Source organism: Rhodococcus sp. 15-649-2-2 (assembly GCF_002258645.1).
Lineage (GTDB): Bacteria > Actinomycetota > Actinomycetes > Mycobacteriales > Mycobacteriaceae > Rhodococcoides.
Genome location: NZ_NPFM01000020.1, coordinates 70,780 through 85,461, shown reverse-complemented (window position 1 = coordinate 85,461; position 14,682 = coordinate 70,780). Strand labels below are relative to the sequence as shown.

Below are 14,682 nucleotides of genomic sequence, written 5' to 3'. Positions count from 1 at the left end.
TCCTGCAGGCGGACGATTCTCCAGGCCGAATGCGGAACAGTCGGGGTATGGACATCGTCAGAACTCACAGCCTCGGCAAGCGCTACGACACGCATACCGTCGTCGACGACGTGAACCTTCGCATTCCTGAGGGCTGCGTCTACGGCTTTCTCGGTCCGAACGGATCGGGCAAATCGACGACCATGAAAATGCTGCTGTCCCTGATTCGACCGACCTCGGGTGAGGTGGAGATCCTGGGTAGGCCGATGAATCACGGCACCCGCCGCGAATTGCTCTCACACATCGGATCACTCATCGAATCTCCACCCGGATACGGACATCTCACGGGAGCGGAGAACCTTCGTATCGTGCAGCGCTCGCTCGGGCTGCACGCCGAACAGATCGAGCGGGCAGTAGCCACCGTCCGTCTGCAGGAACACCTCGACAAGAAGGTGAAGAACTACTCGCTGGGAATGAAACAGCGCCTCGGCATTGCGATGGCACTCGCGCGCGAGCCACAACTTCTGATCCTGGACGAGCCCACCAACGGCTTGGACCCGGCCGGAATCGAAGAGATCCGCGGCTTGCTCCGTCACCTCGCCGAACACGGTGTGACAGTGATGGTCTCGAGCCATTTGCTCGGCGAGATCGACAAGACGGCGAACATGCTCGGAATCCTGAGCCAGGGCCGCCTGATTTTCCAAGGCACCCGCGACGAGCTGTTCGCCGCCTCCACTCCGGACGTGCTCATCGACGCGATCGATCCCGGACGCGCGAGTTCGGTTCTGCAACAGAAGATCCCGGTGCAGGTCGACGACCACACGTTGAGGCTGTCCGGCATCGACGATCGAAGTACCGCACAGGTGGTGGCGGAACTCGTCGGCGCAAACGCAGGCGTCTACGGCGTTCGGCGCGACGATCAGTCGCTCGAAGACGTATTCATGAATCTGACGAAGGGTGGCCGATTGTGACGACCGTACGCAACGAATTCGCCAAACTCAGGCACCTGCACATCGGCGCGATCGCCGCATTGTTGGTCGCCGCGATCGTAGGGTTGACCTTCGTCGGCGCTCTCACCGCGGCGACGTCGAACGATTCGACCGCGGTCTCCTGGGCACTGCCACTGGCCGGTCTGTCCCTTGCCGTCCCCATCACGTCGCCACTGCTGATCGCAGTGATGGCAAGCCGCACAGTGGAAGTCGAGCACCAGTCCAACGGCTGGCTGCTGAACCAGACCAATGGAGCCGACCGCGGAGCCCTCGTGCGGGCGAAGCTCGTCTCGACGGGCCTCGTTGTCGGTGGCGCGACGGTGGCGGCCAGCGCTGCAGGTGTATTTCTGGGAACCGCCATCGGGGTGACCCAACCGATGCCTGCCGGTCTGTGGTTGGGCTACACGGCGGCAGCGGTGACGGCCAACCTGGTGATACTCGGTCTGCACCTGGTGATCTCAGCGCGAGTGGACAACCAACCGGTCGCCCTGGGAATCGGCATCGTGGGTACCGTCATCGCGATCTGCGCCTCCGGATTCCCCTCCTGGGCAGCACACCTGACGCCGTGGGGGTATTACTCCTTGACGTCGGCCGCCGACTACCGAGGCGAGCAGGTGGTGACACTGAACCCGTCCTACGCCAGCATCGTCGCCCTCGGAGTTGTCGGGGCAGTGTTGTTCTGGCTCATGACCGTTCGACTCGATCGACAGGAGGTACGAGCATGAATGCGTTTTCAGCGGAAATGATCAAGCTCAGGCGCTCGCAGGCATGGGCGGTCGTCGTTCTCCTCCCTCTGATCATCGCGGGGGTCGGAACGTTCAACACGATCGCGTCGGGCGCAGAGTTGGCAGAGGGATGGCGCACATTGTGGTTGCGCACAGTCGTGTTCTACGGCCTGTTCCCACTCGCACTCGGCGTTGCCGTACTGGCCTCGCTGGCGTGGAAATCCGAACACCGAGGAGGGAACTGGAATGCCCTGATGAGTGGGCCGGTTCCGTCGACGCGCATCGTGGTCGCCAAGACGGCCGTGGTGGCAACGCTGACCGCGGTCATGAACATCGTCATGCTGGCAGCCGTCGTCGTTCTCGGCAAGGTGGTCTTCTCGCTCGACGGCATGCTTCCTTCCGAGCTCTTCGCGACCAGTGCACTCGTCGTGGTGGGGTCGCTACCGGTGGCGGCTCTGCAATCCGGTCTGTCGATGACGATCAGGTCGTTTGCGGTGCCGATTGCCATCGCTCTCGCCGGGGCCGGTATATCGGTGTTCCTCCTCACCGCCGAGGTGACCGAGGCAATCTTCGTGTTGCCCTATGCCCTGGCAACTCGCGCAACCCAACTGGCCTCCGGAACTTTCGGTGACTCGGGTTCGCTGACCACCGGAGCCGCACTGTCGGTCCTGACGGCCACGGCACTGCTCACTGCCGTAGTCGTCGCACTGACCGGCAGGGCACTCGACCGCAAGGACATTCACGTTCAGTGATATCGCAGCGAAAGGAGAATCGACCATGACCGACAATCGAACTATCACTCGCACGGAGTACACCGAACCGGGGCGTACGCATCAGCGCCCCGACGGGCGCGGTGCCGCTTCGCTCACCGCAGCACTGCTCGCCTTCGTTCTCACACCCGTGCTGGTGATCTTTCCGTTCGCCGGCTTCGTCCCGGTCGCGCTCGCCGCAACCGGCGTCGTTCTGGGGTGGCGGGCGACGCGGCGCACTGCAACAGGGGTGGCGCGCACGGGATTCGTCCTGTCGATGATCGTGTTGTGCGTATCCGTGGCGGCGGCCGCCCTGTGGATCTTCTTCGTGGTGAATCCGTCGATCGCTCAGTACGGTGAGCTGCACGACGCGGTGAGCAACATCTTCTCCAGTTGATCCGACAACGTCTCGGCGATTCGCGGGGCCTGCTCGAAAACACTACGGACCACCTGGTCCCGTTATCATCGCCGCATGATGCTCACCACTGGATCCGAGCAACACCGCGTCCGAGCCATCGGACGCGGTGTTCTCTGCTTCGGCATCCTTTCCTATACGGGAGCGGTCTCGGTAGGCGTGTACTGGCGCGGTACGACGACAGTTCTCTTGATGGCCATTGCACTGGGCCTGTGTCTGCCATGGTTGTTCGCGCATCGCTATCCGCTGCGGTCCTTCGCCGTGATGTCGGCTGCCGGCACCGTCCAGTTGATCGAAGGTTTCGGCCCGATCCCGGCGAATCTCATGTTGCTGGCCGGGGTGTACGCGGTGGCAGCACACGCCCCACGCCGTGCGGCACTGCTGTGTGCGGCAGCCGTCGTGGCGGGCGCGGTGATTGCCGCGATCCGGTGGGGTGAGACGTTCGCGGCATCTGCAGTGCCACTCTCGGCCATCGGGACGACGACCGTCGCGGTATGGCTGTGGGGCACCCATACCGCCCTACGTCGTGTGCACGACGAAACTCTGCGTACCCGTGCCGACCAACTCGAACGCGAGCAGGACCATTTGGCGCAGATAGCCGCAGCAGAAGAACGTGCCCGCATCGCGCGCGACCTTCATGACGTGATCTCACACAGTCTGGCCGGCATCCTCACCATGTCCGAGGGAACGTTGCGGTCATCCCCCGAACTGGCGGAAGAACACAAGAATTCGCTCCGCATGATCAACACCCATTGTCGTGATTCGCTTTCCGAGTTCCGAAAGTTGCTCAAGCTGCTCCGAGACGAACCAGCGGACATGACGCGCACCTCGCCCGTCGTGTCGAATCTCGAGTTCCTGGTCGAATCGGCCGCGTCCGATACCGTCGCCACGGATTTGACTGTGGAGGGCCGTCATTGCGAGCTGCCACCGACGGTGCAGGAAGCCGTTTACAGAATCGTGCAGGAGTCGTTGACCAACGTTCGCAAACATGCCGGTACCTCGGTGACCAAGGTGACTGCATCGGTCGACGTCACCGCGGAGAACGTGAAAGTCGAAGTCAGTGACGACGGTGACGGGTCGGCTGCCGAAGTGGGTGCCGCAGAGTGCACTACGGACGGCTTCGGGCTACTCGGTATGCGCGAGCGCGTCGATTCCCTGCGCGGAACACTGTTCGCCGGGTCGCCGCCCGACGGCGGATTCGTCGTTCGGGCCACGATTCCTCTCAGCTCCGACGATCGCAGCTCGAACAACCGGTATGTTCGCACCAGAAACAACTGATCGCCATCAGCTGACTCGATCTTTCGGGGGCACAATGATTCGCACTGTCATCGTCGACGACAGTGAACTGTTCCGAGCTGGGCTGCGAATGATCGTCGAGTCCGGCAGCGGAACCACCGTCGTCGGCGAAGCAACCAACGGGATCGACGCAGTTTCCCTGGTCGAGAGCTTGCCGGGTGAGATCGACGTGGTCTTGATGGACATCGACATGCCTGGACTGAACGGAGTGGACGCCACTGCGCGGATCCTCGACCTCGACGCGCCTCCCAAGATCCTCATTGTCACGACATACGCGGTGGACAACCTGGCGTACAACGCCATCATGGCGGGGGCGAGCGGATTCTTGCTCAAGGACACTCCGCCCGACGCACTTCTGTCCGCCATCGAGGCCACTCACCGCGGCACTGCGGTCGTCTCGCCGCAAATGACTCGGCAACTGCTGTGCTCGGTATCCCCGCAACGTGCCGGTATTCCCGCCGACGATTCCGTTCGGCGTCGCTGGGAGTCGCTGACGGACCGCGAACGTGACGTACTCGAGGCAATCGCACAGGGACTGAACAATTCTGAAATCGCGGACAAGCTGTTCATCGCGGAGGTTACCGTCAAGACACACGTGGGGCGGGTACTGCGCAAACTCGATGTTCGCGACCGAATTCAATGCGTGGTGTTCGCCCACACTGCGGGTTTGGTCTCGGACTGACGGAGTGTGATCACTCGGCACGCGAGGAGACGGCTCCGGATATCTTGGCACCCGCATCGCGCCGTGCCGCGCGCCGGAGCACGAACACCGCCGCGATGCATCCGACGACGCTCCAAGCACCGAGAACCAATGCGGTCTCGGCCAGGTGCCACCGTCCACCGATCTCCGAAGCGGCTGCGGCATCACCGAGGAGAGCAGCGCGCAGGGCCTGGCCCAGCCAGTAGAGCGGAGTCGCCTGTCCGATCGCCTGCATCCAGGACGCCTGGTTCGCCAGCGGGTACAACACGCCGGACACGCTCACCAGCGCCATGAGCAGAAGCGATACGAAACTCAGGTTCCGCGGGTTCTTGACGAGCGAACCCAGGATCGCTCCGAACGGCAGAGTAGCCGTCATGCCGAGGGGCAGAATCCACACAAGGTTTGCGAGTTCGATCGGATCGGCCGAGACGAACTGCCCGAACAGCACACTCGCTCCGATCAGTACGACGCAGAAGGTGATGAACGTGAGGGCCACCTGGCTGCTGATCTTGCCGACGAGATAGGTGTGAATACCGTAGGGCAAAGATTTCACGCGCAGCAGACTTCCGTCCTCCCGCTCGGCGATGAGGTTGGTGGCCAACCCCATCAGTCCGCTGAACAGCACGTTGATCGCGAGCACTCCGGGGATGGCGAAACTACCGAGCGAGGTTCCGGAGCCCGACACCTCCACTCCTCGAAGGAAATACATGACGATCAGAGCGATGCACGGAAAGAAGATGTAGTTGAGGACGAGGGTAAGGCTCTGTCTGAATTCGATCAGCCCGCGGCCGAGACCGAGACGGACGGTATCAATGAGCATGGAAGAGCACCTTTCCTTCATCTGGACTCGGATCGAGCTCCGCGGCAACGGGATCGGCACTTCGAATCATGTGCAGGTAGGCGTCCTGCAAATTCAGTGGCCGGACGACGAGATCGGTCACCTGGGAGCCCCCCGAGGCCAACAGTTCACGCACGAACTCGGTGGCGTTGTCGACCGTCGCCGTCTGCGAACGTCCACGGAGCCGGTACGACACCGCGGTACCCCAGGCGTACCGGCGGGCGAGCTGCTCGGTGGTTCCACGCGCGACGACACGTCCATCTACCAGAATCGCCACCGAATCTGCGAGAAGCTCGGCCTCGACCAGATCGTGGGTGGTCAGTACGACGGCCGTTCGCCGCGTGCGGGTGATCGACCCGATGAGTTCGTGAAAGTCCTGGCGCGCTTCGGGATCGAACCCGACTGTCGGTTCGTCCAAGAACAACAGTTCGGGATTTCCGACGAGTCCGATCGCGACGTCGAGACGACGCCGTTGGCCTCCGGAGAGTCGACCGACCTTGGTCTGTGCTCGGTCGGTCAGACCGACAGCATCCAGTAACTCGTCCGTATCGTATGGCAGTCGGCCACCCGACGGCCCGAGTACCCGATAATGCTGTGCGAAGTGCAGCAACAACTCTCGAACTTTCCATCGACGATGATCACGCCATGACTGCAACACGACACCGATGCGCGACTGCCATTCTTCGTCGCCGTGGGCGGGATCGACTCCCAACACACGCACGTACCCACTCGACCGGCGGCGAATTCCCTCGAGAATCTCGATGGTGGTCGTCTTACCCGCGCCGTTCGGCCCGAGCAATGCAACCACTTCGCCCGCCTCGACACGAAGATCGACCCCGGTCAACACATCGATCGACCCGTAGCGCATCCGAACGTCCCTGGCCTCGAGGGCCGGTACGTCGGATCGGTTCGGGTAGACGGATGTGCCAACGGAGTCGCTCGACTGCCCGTGCAGTGCCATCGTCATCGACGCTCCTTCTACGTTGTTGCCACAACAGTTGGGTACGACTCGGTATCGGATCCCGGACCGGCGACCCGGCACATGATCGTGCCGGGTCGCCGTACCGGGTGCAGTGTCACTCCTTGGAGTGATCCTCGAACGGCAGGATCGCTTCGGTGTGCGGACCGATGAACTCTCCGGTCTCGTCCTGGAAACGGCCCAGATCCGCAACGGCAGGTGTTTCGTATGCCTTGTTCACGATGGAACTCCTCGCTGAATTGTAGAGATGTTTCGAATTGTTCTATGTGACTGACGGATTCACTCCTTGGAGTGATCCTCGAACGGCAGGATCGCTTCGGTGTGCGGACCGATGAACTCTCCGGTCTCGTCCTGGAAACGGCCCAGATCCGCAACAGCAGGTGTTTCGTATGGCTTCGACATGCGCGTTACACCTCCTTTCCGAGGTTGATCAGGCCGCGATGTTCGCGGCGTCGACGATCAGTTCTTGCGATCCGCGATCGGGTTCCAGCCCTCGGCCTGGCCACCGATGCCGAAACCGGTCTCGTCCTGGAAGCTACCCAGGTCGACGACAGCGGGAGATTCGTAATCCTTGATCATGGCGGTATTTCCTTTCGATTCTGTCCGGTCGAGCTTCTGTGATCCGGTGTCAGTTCTTGCGATCGGCGATCGGGTTCCAGCCCTCTGCCTGGCCACCGATGCCGAAACCTGTCTCGTCCTGGAAGCTACCCAGGTCGACGATGGTCGGGGCTTGGTAATCCTCGGTCATGTGTCACACCTCCTTTCGCATACTCAGGGGATCGGTCGATTCACTCCGGGGCCCGTATCGAGTCCTCCGGTACGGGATCGACGGCGGTCGACGGCGCGGTCGACGTCCGACGTCCCGAGTTCGTGGGGCGCAGCCTGGAGTCCAGCTCACACAGACTGCGGCAGCATCGATTTCGAGGAGACGGAGAAGAATGTCGAGAAGTCGGACTTGGCCATCGGTTCATCGACTATCACTCCGTCGACCTCGATCCACGCATGGGCGGTGAACGGCGGCGACGAGAGCACGCCCACGCACCATTGTGGCCACGTGCCTCGTGCACGGCACACCAACACCGTCGCAAGGGAGCGAGGCAGACAAGCCGATCCACCTCTGCTGTAGGGGCTGGCGGTCAGGACTGCATCGCGAGCCAGACGAGCCTCCTCGTAGGTCGCCGGCCGAGCGCCGGTTGCGATCCGTTCGAGGAACGAACGCAGGACATTCGGAGGCATTCGACTCAGGCCCTTGGCGATTCCGACGCTCGCCTTGATGCCGAGAGTGGGGAGCGGACCGAGGGTCGAAGGAATGTGTGGCAGTACGTCACTCACAGCAGACCGACCCCTTCGAGTTGACGGTAGGCAGCGTCGACGTCGCGTCTCGCCAGTGCCGGGTCGATGGCGAACGTGTCGACCAACGCCGCGGCCGCGTCCTCGCGACTGCCACCCTCACGCAGGCAACGTGACACGATCAGCGCACTGTCGTTGAGGTGCCAGTACCGGCCGGCTGCCCCGTCGAGAACGACGTGACCGTACTCGGTTGCCACCGTGTCGAGGTGCCTCGTCCTGCTGGAACGACCCGAGTTTCGCTGCGCAGCAGTGTCCTTGGTCCTCCAGAACATAGGTTTCTCCTTTGTCGATAGAGCCGGGATGGATCGATCACACTGTTACGTCGGTCCGATTTCGCTGAGCCGCAAGGAATACCGAGGCATTGATGGCCTGGTGAACATGTCCGACCGGTACCTCACGAGCTCGAGGCGACGTCGATGCAACAAATTCTGTTCGGTCGACCAGTCCGGTATCGAACAGTCGTGCGTCGTCCATCAGCTCCAGCAGTCGTCCGTAGTGGCGGGCGTACCCGCGTACGGACTGCGGTCCGCCGCCGATCTTGTTCGTTCGCATCAGATAGTCGTTCGGTAGCAATCCGCGCATCGCGTCCTTCATGAGGGGCTTCCATTCGAGTGGGGTATCGCGTTCGTCGCGTCGAACCGCAAGGGCAGCTTCCACCACTCGATCGTCGAGCAGAGGCGAGTCGTAGGAGACTCCGAACGGCTGTCCCAGTTGTGCTGTGCCGCGGATCAGTCGGGCAGCATCGCGAGCGAAATACAGATCGATGTGCCCGGCAACGGTTCGGTCCAGTGGCTCTGCTGCCTCGAGCACGGAATCGATCTTGCTCCGAAGCAATTCGCGAGCATGCGGCGTAAGCCAGGGTGGCACAGCGGGCGGACTGGACCAATCGTTCATCCGTGGTACCTCGGGGTGAGGAACTCCGGCCAGTGCTGCACGCATCGTGTCGGCGAACCATTGTCGGTACGTGCGCCGATCGGCCAACTCTCGCAAGGTCGTCAGCACTCCGATTCCCGCTGGAATGTGCTGCGCCCTGGCTCTGTTCCACCCGACCCACGGACGTGCCCGTACGATCGTGTGCTCCCACGCATTGACGCCGCGCAAAATGTGGTCCCCTCCGAGACCGGTGATGTGCGTCCTGAATCCCTTGCGGCGATCGTCGGCCAACATTCGTACGATCCGCGGCCCGGCGGTCGCGGCCTGCGTCGGCTCGTCGAGTCGAACATCCAGGCTGTCGACACCCTCGTAGAAATCCTGCATGTCGTCCGTGGAGGTGACCTCATGGGTGTGCACTCCGGGCATGCTCTTGATCGCCCGGCGAGCCCAGTGGAGATCCTCGCGTCCACCCGGGTCGTCGTTGAAGAGAGTGCGAGCGAGCACACCCTGCTGCGCTTGTGCTGCGAAATAGCACAGCGGAGTGGAATCCAGCCCCCCGGAAAGGTCGCAGGCCACCGGATCTCCGGGCGCGGTGCGAGCTCGAACCGAACCCTCCACCGCCGATCTGAACAGAACGGCACCATCGGACCTCGAGGTGTCGGCCTGCGGCGCGTACCACCACGTTCCGGTCCGGCTTCGCTCGCCGTTTCTGTCGACGGTGATGTATCGATCTCCGGCAAGTGGTTCGACCTCCGTCCACAACGGGACGCGATCGAGTGGGTGCGGCATGGTGCCGAGTAGTCGTATGGTGACGGCCGCTGGGTCGACGTCGAACTCGCCCAGATCGGCCAGAACATCGGCGCGGTCGCTCAGTACCAGCACACCGTCGATGCGCGCAGACCAGATTCTGCGGGTCTCCATTGCCGCGGCGCTGGCATAGATCTGTCCATCTACCGACACGATCGTCGTGTAACTCCCGTTGAAGTTCGACGCTGCCGTTGCCGCCTGTGCCGGTACCGAAATGTCCTCGGCAAGTCTCCGCAGCCGGGACTCCGTCGCATCTGACCTGCCGACGATTGCGACCGTCGTACGTCCAACCTGTGCGGTGACGAGTCGGTCGGTTGTGAGATGCCCGAGAAGCCATGGACGCCCCGAGTCGTGAGTGATCCGAGTGGTCGACACCTGCGCCAACCGGGCCGCCAACGCGCCTGCGCGGGCCGTATCGGGTAGCGCCACGAAAAATGAGCGGCCACCCGCCTCGACAGCATCTCGCGTGTTCATCGTCCGCCTCCCTGCGGTGAGTGTTCGGCTCGTTCGATGTGAACCACTCTGCCGCGTGGGAACTTTCGTGGCGTCCTGCCTGCCGACGATTTCAGTCCTGCGACGGACGGACGCGGAGTCATACCGTGGGAGGACCGCCCGACGCGAACAACCCCGGCCGATTGAATCGGTCGGGGTTGTTCAGCTACCGGAGCAGCTCAGCTGGACGCAGCGCGCAGTTTCTCCAACAACGGGCCTGCAGCCTCGGCGAGGAACCGTTCTTGGGTTTCGTCGCCCACCTGCACGAGGGCGATGTCGGTGTACCCGGCCTCCCAGTACGGCTTCACGGCCTCGACGATGGCGTCCAGGTCGGGTCCACACGGAATCGTGTCGGCCACATCTTCTTTCCGCACGAACTTGGTGGCTCCAGCGAATCCCGCCGTCGTCGGCAGATCGGCGTTGACGGCCCAGCCGCCGGCGAACCAGCGGAATCGGTCGTGTGCGCGATCGATGGCGGCGTCCTTGTCCGGATCCCAGGAGATGGGGATCTGTCCGATGGAGCGCGCCGGTCCTTCGTGGTTGTCCGACCACGCCTTGACGAGGTCGGCGTCCGGCTCGGTGGCGATGAGGTGATCGCCGTACTCGGCGAACCGCGCCACTGCCTTCTCGCCACCGGCGGCGATGCCGATCGGCACGCCACCCTCGGGCAGGTCCCAGATCCGAGCCGAGTCGACGCGAAAGTGCCTGCCCTCGTAGGTGACCAAGCCGCCGGCGTGCAGGGCACGGATGATCTCGAGTGCCTCGACGAACATGTCCTGACGCTTGTCGATGGACGGCCATCCCTCACCCACGACGTGCTCGTTGAGGTTCTCACCGCTGCCCAGGCCGAGAGTGAAGCGTCCGTCGGCCAAGATCTGCAGCGTGGCGGCCTTCTGCGCGACGACGGCCGGGTGGTACCTGATGATCGGGCACGTCACGTACGTCATGAGCTCGACGCGCTCGGTGGCCTGAGCCACCGCACCCAGCGTCGTCCAGGCGTAGGGCGAGTGACCCATGGACGAGAGCCACGGTGAGTAGTGATCGCTGCTGACCTCGAAGTCGAAGCCGACCTTCTCGGCTCCGACGGCGTACTTCACCAGCTCCTTCGGGCCGCTCTGCTCGGTCATCAACGTGTATCCGAAATTGGTCATGATGTTCTCCTAAATTGTTGCGACGGAACCGGCGTCGACTCGGTAGTTCGATCCGTTGACGAAGGACGCGCGATCCGAGCACAGGAACGTGATCACCGCGGCGACTTCCTCGGGCTCACCTCGACGTCCCAGCTCCATGTACGGACGCTCCTCGTCGAGGAAGCTCTCGATGGCACCGTCGCGGTCGGTGCCCTTCTCCTCAGCGCGCTTGTCCATCATCGCGTCGGTCATCGGGGTGTGGATGAACGCGGGAGAGACTGCATTGACCAGCAATCCCTCCGACGCATAACTGCGCGAGAGCCCCTTGGCGAGGGCCAATACGCCAGCTTTGGCTGCGCAGTAGGGCAATTCGTCGTCGTACGGCTGAACGGCGTCCTCGGAGGTCAGCAGCACGACGCGTCCCCAACCACCACGTCGTAGCGCCGGCAGAAATGCCCGCAGTAGACGGACGGGACCCATCAGGTCGATGTCGAGAGTGGACCGCCACCCCTCCTCGTCGATCTCGTGAAACAGCCCTTGCGCGCCCGTCACTCCCGACGACTGGACGAAGATGTCGATGTCGCCCACGGCCCGCTGTGTCTGCGCCGCCAAGTTTTCGACGGCCTGAGTGTCGGTCACGTCCGCAGCGAACGCGAACAACTGCCCATCGGGCGCTTCGAGCTGCGCTGCTGCGTCGTCGAGCGAGGTCTGATCCTTGTCGCTGATCACAACCCGAACGCCCTCGGCCAGCAGCATTTTCGCGGTGTGCCAGCCGATACCGGAGTCTGCTCCAGTCACCAGTGCTGTCCTACCGTCGATTCCCAAATCCATGAAATCCCACCTTGCGTTCGAGGTCGTTGTCAGGCTGTGGCGTCGTGCGAGCGCGCAATGGTCAGCGCCGCATTCACCAGGGCCAGGTGGCTCAAGCCCTGCGGGAAGTTACCCAGAAACGACCCATCCGAAGCATCGATCATTTCGCTGTACAACCCGACGTCGTTGGACAGCTCCACCAGCTCGTCCATCAGAGCTGTGGCCTCGTCGTCTCGGCCGACGCACGACAATGCCGACACCCGCCAGAAGGCGCAGGCCACGAACGTCGCTTCTTCCTGTGCGACTCCGCTGTAGCGATACATCAGCGGCCCGGCACCGAGCTCGTCGACGAGAGCATCGATGGTCGACGAGAGTCGTTCTCCACGATCGAAATCCATCTCGGCGGCCAACAGCACGGATGCGTCGAGTCCGTCGGCGCCCGGGTATGCGAGGTAGGCCTGCCGCTCGTCGGACCAGCACTCGGTTTCGATGTAGCGCCGAATGCATTCTTTCTCGGCTTTCCATCTATCCGGTATGCCCGGGATCTCCCCGGCTTCCGCCAGGTGCACGGCGCAGTCCAGCGCCTGCCAGCAACCGAGCTTGGAGCTGGTGTAGTGCTGCTCGTCCTCTAGCTCCCAGATTCCGGCGTCTTTGCGCTGCCACGAATCGCATGCCTCGTCCGCGATGGTGGCCAGCAGTCGACCGGTCTGCGCGTCGAGGATGTTCCCCGCGTCCACGTACTGCCGAATGATCGAGAACAGATCCCCGAAGATCATCAACTGCAGTTGATCTGCCGCGGCGTTACCGTTCACCACCGGCCCGATGCCTCGCCAGCCGGGCACGTCGGGCTGCTCGGTCCCGCCGGGCAATTCACCGCCGAGGGTGTAGAAGACGTTGACCAAGGGATCGTTGGATCGGATGACTTTCAGCAGCCACGCCACCGCCGCGTGGATTTCCTCACGAAGACCGAACCGCTGCAGGGCGCGAATCGTGTACGCGGCATCACGAACCCACGCGTAGCGGTAGTCCCAGTTCTTGCCACCGGTGCGGTTCTCGGGTAGTGAGGTCGTTGCGGCGGCTGCTATCGCGCCGGACGGGCTGTGCAGCAACAACTTCAGTGCCAGCGCACTGCGAGCGACATGCTCCGACCACGGGCCCTGGTACGAGAACTCGTCCGACCACACACGCCAATTGGCGATGGTCCGGTCGATTCCCTCGTCGAGGTGCTGCGGATCCGGCAGCGGCAGCGGTTCGTTCTCGGTTCCCACCACACCGAGTACGTGCCGTGAGCCCGGGTGGGTGGTGAAGACACCGCTGATGTCGCGGTCCGCGAGCTGCACGTCCTCTATGCCCAATGTCCTTACCGCCAAGGTCAATCCGTCGACGCGCAGGACGGTTCCGTGCTCGGTGTCGTACGCCCACGGCGAGGCGATCCCGAGCATGGTCCCCGGCGCGACCGCCCACGTCAGCTCGACACTGCCGTCGAGACCCTCGACGCGACGTGCCAACTCCACCCAGGGCAACCGTCCGGCCACGCCGGTGTTGAGCGAGTCGGTGATGCGCACGGTGCCGGAGTCGGTACGGAATGTGGAACTCAATACGTTGGTGCCAGGGACGAATTCACGCTCGACGGTGAATTCGTCCCGCGGCGCGAGTTCGATGTAACCGCCGTGTGGCGCGTCGAGCAGCGCCGCGAACGGAGGCGGTGAATCGAGATTCGGAACCGGAAACCAGTCGATGCGGCCGTCGTCGGCGATCATCGCCACGGTCCGGCCGTCGCCGATCGCACCGTAGCTCTCGATGGGGACGTAGCCGTCGACCCTGGGGTGCGGCTTACGGAACTCGCTCAAGCACTTGCCTTTTCGTCGGAGTAGATGGGGCTGGTCTCGATGTTGGCGAGCAGATCGGCGGGGTCGTCGAACACGGCTACCGCTCCCGCGTCGAGCAGTTCGCTGCGCGAGATGCCACCGCTCAGCACACCGATGGCGCGTACTCCCGCACGTCCGGCCGCTTCGATGTCCCACACACTGTCGCCGACCATCACCGCACGCTCCGCCTGAACACCGGCACGCTCCAGCGCAACCGCGACGATGTCGGGCTCGGGCTTGGCTACCTCGGCGTCCTCACCGGACGTCACAACCGCAACCGAGTCCTCGACGTCGAGCAGATCACGCAGAGTCGAGAGCTCGCTCTCGGGGGCGGATGTGGCCAGCACAACGGTGAGTCCACGGGTATTCAAGTCCGCCAACAATTCACGGGCATCCGGGAGCACTTCGAGATCGGACGAGGCATCGGCGTAGTACTCGCCGTGCAGCTTCTTCGCTTCCTGCGCCACCGCACTGTCGGACGAGCCGACCAGTGCCTCCAGCAACTTCGACCCGTCCATCCCGATGCTGCGATGAATACGCCACGACGGCACTTCGTGCCCGGCTTCACGAAACGCTCGCGACCAGGCGTCGACGTGCACATAATTGGAATCGACGAGGGTTCCGTCGATGTCGAACAGAACAGCCCCGACGGTGGGGTTCGAAACACGCATGGTTCTCGGAT

At 63.1% G+C, this 14,682-nt stretch carries 19 protein-coding genes; 6 read left to right on the top strand and 13 right to left on the bottom strand.

The features are described 5' to 3' along the window. The first annotated feature begins 47 nt into the window (after positions 1-47). The 6 genes from CH305_RS11760 to CH305_RS11735 all read left to right on the top strand — a co-directional run bounded on the left by CH305_RS11760 (position 48) and on the right by CH305_RS11735 (position 4,835). Entirely contained in the window at positions 48-950 is a 903-nt protein-coding gene (locus CH305_RS11760) for an ABC transporter ATP-binding protein (RefSeq protein WP_094609294.1), read from the top strand. After that, entirely contained in the window at positions 947-1,693 is a 747-nt protein-coding gene (locus CH305_RS11755) for an ABC transporter permease (protein WP_094703797.1), read from the top strand. Before CH305_RS11760 ends, CH305_RS11755 begins: the two co-directional genes overlap by 4 nt. After that, complete coding sequence (locus CH305_RS11750) at positions 1,690-2,445, top strand: ABC transporter permease (protein ID WP_094703796.1); 756 nt, start codon at positions 1,690-1,692, stop codon at positions 2,443-2,445. The genes CH305_RS11755 and CH305_RS11750 overlap by 4 nt, the downstream gene beginning before the upstream one ends. Before the next feature lie 25 nt (positions 2,446-2,470). Then, a complete protein-coding gene (locus tag CH305_RS11745) occupies positions 2,471-2,839 on the top strand; it encodes a hypothetical protein (RefSeq protein WP_037149972.1) in 369 nt (122 codons plus the stop codon). Positions 2,840-2,914: 75 nt separating this feature from the next. Next, a complete protein-coding gene (locus CH305_RS11740) occupies positions 2,915-4,135 on the top strand; it encodes a sensor histidine kinase (protein ID WP_052077813.1) in 1,221 nt (406 codons plus the stop codon). 34 nt (positions 4,136-4,169) lie between these two features. Then, complete coding sequence (locus CH305_RS11735; protein ID WP_032380018.1) at positions 4,170-4,835, top strand: response regulator transcription factor; 666 nt, start codon at positions 4,170-4,172, stop codon at positions 4,833-4,835. 10 nt (positions 4,836-4,845) lie between these two features. Here the strand turns inward: CH305_RS11735 and CH305_RS11730 are convergent, their stop codons facing one another. From CH305_RS11730 to CH305_RS11690, 13 genes are all read right to left on the bottom strand, one after another. Continuing rightward, a complete protein-coding gene (locus CH305_RS11730; RefSeq protein WP_032380017.1) occupies positions 4,846-5,673 on the bottom strand; it encodes an ABC transporter permease in 828 nt (275 codons plus the stop codon). Next, positions 5,663-6,658: an ABC transporter ATP-binding protein gene (locus tag CH305_RS11725; protein ID WP_241257124.1), complete on the bottom strand. Its 996-nt coding sequence runs from the start codon at positions 6,656-6,658 to the stop codon at positions 5,663-5,665. Before CH305_RS11725 ends, CH305_RS11730 begins: the two co-directional genes overlap by 11 nt. 109 nt (positions 6,659-6,767) lie before the next feature. Beyond that, the gene (locus CH305_RS29460; protein WP_254925625.1) at positions 6,768-6,890 is read right to left on the bottom strand and encodes a hypothetical protein; all 123 of its coding nucleotides are present in this window, start codon (positions 6,888-6,890) and stop codon (positions 6,768-6,770) included. A 59-nt stretch (positions 6,891-6,949) separates the two neighbouring features. Beyond that, a complete protein-coding gene (locus tag CH305_RS29455; RefSeq protein WP_254925626.1) occupies positions 6,950-7,072 on the bottom strand; it encodes a hypothetical protein in 123 nt (40 codons plus the stop codon). Between the two features lie 57 nt (positions 7,073-7,129). After that, positions 7,130-7,249 (bottom strand): lasso RiPP family leader peptide-containing protein, encoded by a 120-nt coding sequence (locus CH305_RS28740; RefSeq protein WP_121872028.1) that lies wholly within the window; start codon positions 7,247-7,249, stop codon positions 7,130-7,132. A 49-nt stretch (positions 7,250-7,298) separates the two neighbouring features. Then, entirely contained in the window at positions 7,299-7,418 is a 120-nt protein-coding gene (locus tag CH305_RS28735) for a keywimysin-related RiPP (RefSeq protein ID WP_141216059.1), read from the bottom strand. Between the two features lie 146 nt (positions 7,419-7,564). Beyond that, a complete protein-coding gene (locus CH305_RS11720; protein WP_032404574.1) occupies positions 7,565-8,002 on the bottom strand; it encodes a lasso peptide biosynthesis B2 protein in 438 nt (145 codons plus the stop codon). Then, on the bottom strand, positions 7,999-8,292 hold the full coding sequence (locus CH305_RS11715) for a lasso peptide biosynthesis PqqD family chaperone (protein ID WP_080730710.1): 294 nt from the start codon (positions 8,290-8,292) through the stop codon (positions 7,999-8,001). The genes CH305_RS11720 and CH305_RS11715 overlap by 4 nt, the downstream gene beginning before the upstream one ends. A gap of 37 nt (positions 8,293-8,329) precedes the next feature. Then, positions 8,330-10,174 (bottom strand): asparagine synthase-related protein, encoded by a 1,845-nt coding sequence (locus tag CH305_RS11710; protein WP_094703795.1) that lies wholly within the window; start codon positions 10,172-10,174, stop codon positions 8,330-8,332. Positions 10,175-10,371: 197 nt separating this feature from the next. Beyond that, on the bottom strand, positions 10,372-11,343 hold the full coding sequence (locus tag CH305_RS11705; protein ID WP_094703794.1) for an LLM class F420-dependent oxidoreductase: 972 nt from the start codon (positions 11,341-11,343) through the stop codon (positions 10,372-10,374). Positions 11,344-11,352: 9 nt separating this feature from the next. After that, positions 11,353-12,153 carry an SDR family NAD(P)-dependent oxidoreductase gene (locus CH305_RS11700; protein ID WP_037149977.1) on the bottom strand — a complete coding sequence of 267 codons (801 nt, stop codon included), beginning with the start codon at positions 12,151-12,153 and terminating at the stop codon, positions 11,353-11,355. Between the two features lie 29 nt (positions 12,154-12,182). After that, positions 12,183-13,982, bottom strand: coding sequence for a glycoside hydrolase family 15 protein (locus CH305_RS11695; protein ID WP_094703793.1), 1,800 nt, complete (start codon positions 13,980-13,982; stop codon positions 12,183-12,185). Continuing rightward, positions 13,979-14,671 (bottom strand): HAD family hydrolase, encoded by a 693-nt coding sequence (locus tag CH305_RS11690; protein ID WP_037149984.1) that lies wholly within the window; start codon positions 14,669-14,671, stop codon positions 13,979-13,981. Before CH305_RS11690 ends, CH305_RS11695 begins: the two co-directional genes overlap by 4 nt. Positions 14,672-14,682 lie beyond the last annotated feature (11 nt).

What these genes read in the sequence shown, in the direction of transcription:
- CH305_RS11760 (WP_094609294.1), top strand. Translation starts at nt 48, where the DNA reads ATGGACATCGTCAGAACTCACAGCCTCGGCAAGCGCTACGACACGCAT.
- CH305_RS11750 (WP_094703796.1), top strand. Translation starts at nt 1,690, where the DNA reads ATGAATGCGTTTTCAGCGGAAATGATCAAGCTCAGGCGCTCGCAGGCA.
- CH305_RS11745 (WP_037149972.1), top strand. Translation starts at nt 2,471, where the DNA reads ATGACCGACAATCGAACTATCACTCGCACGGAGTACACCGAACCGGGG.
- CH305_RS11740 (WP_052077813.1), top strand. Translation starts at nt 2,915, where the DNA reads ATGATGCTCACCACTGGATCCGAGCAACACCGCGTCCGAGCCATCGGA.
- CH305_RS11735 (WP_032380018.1), top strand. Translation starts at nt 4,170, where the DNA reads ATGATTCGCACTGTCATCGTCGACGACAGTGAACTGTTCCGAGCTGGG.
- CH305_RS11730 (WP_032380017.1), bottom strand. Translation starts at nt 5,673, where the DNA reads ATGCTCATTGATACCGTCCGTCTCGGTCTCGGCCGCGGGCTGATCGAA.
- CH305_RS11725 (WP_241257124.1), bottom strand. Translation starts at nt 6,658, where the DNA reads ATGACGATGGCACTGCACGGGCAGTCGAGCGACTCCGTTGGCACATCC.
- CH305_RS29455 (WP_254925626.1), bottom strand. Translation starts at nt 7,072, where the DNA reads ATGTCGAAGCCATACGAAACACCTGCTGTTGCGGATCTGGGCCGTTTC.
- CH305_RS28740 (WP_121872028.1), bottom strand. Translation starts at nt 7,249, where the DNA reads ATGATCAAGGATTACGAATCTCCCGCTGTCGTCGACCTGGGTAGCTTC.
- CH305_RS28735 (WP_141216059.1), bottom strand. Translation starts at nt 7,418, where the DNA reads ATGACCGAGGATTACCAAGCCCCGACCATCGTCGACCTGGGTAGCTTC.
- CH305_RS11715 (WP_080730710.1), bottom strand. Translation starts at nt 8,292, where the DNA reads ATGTTCTGGAGGACCAAGGACACTGCTGCGCAGCGAAACTCGGGTCGT.
- CH305_RS11710 (WP_094703795.1), bottom strand. Translation starts at nt 10,174, where the DNA reads ATGAACACGCGAGATGCTGTCGAGGCGGGTGGCCGCTCATTTTTCGTG.
- CH305_RS11705 (WP_094703794.1), bottom strand. Translation starts at nt 11,343, where the DNA reads ATGACCAATTTCGGATACACGTTGATGACCGAGCAGAGCGGCCCGAAG.
- CH305_RS11700 (WP_037149977.1), bottom strand. Translation starts at nt 12,153, where the DNA reads ATGGATTTGGGAATCGACGGTAGGACAGCACTGGTGACTGGAGCAGAC.
- CH305_RS11690 (WP_037149984.1), bottom strand. Translation starts at nt 14,671, where the DNA reads ATGCGTGTTTCGAACCCCACCGTCGGGGCTGTTCTGTTCGACATCGAC.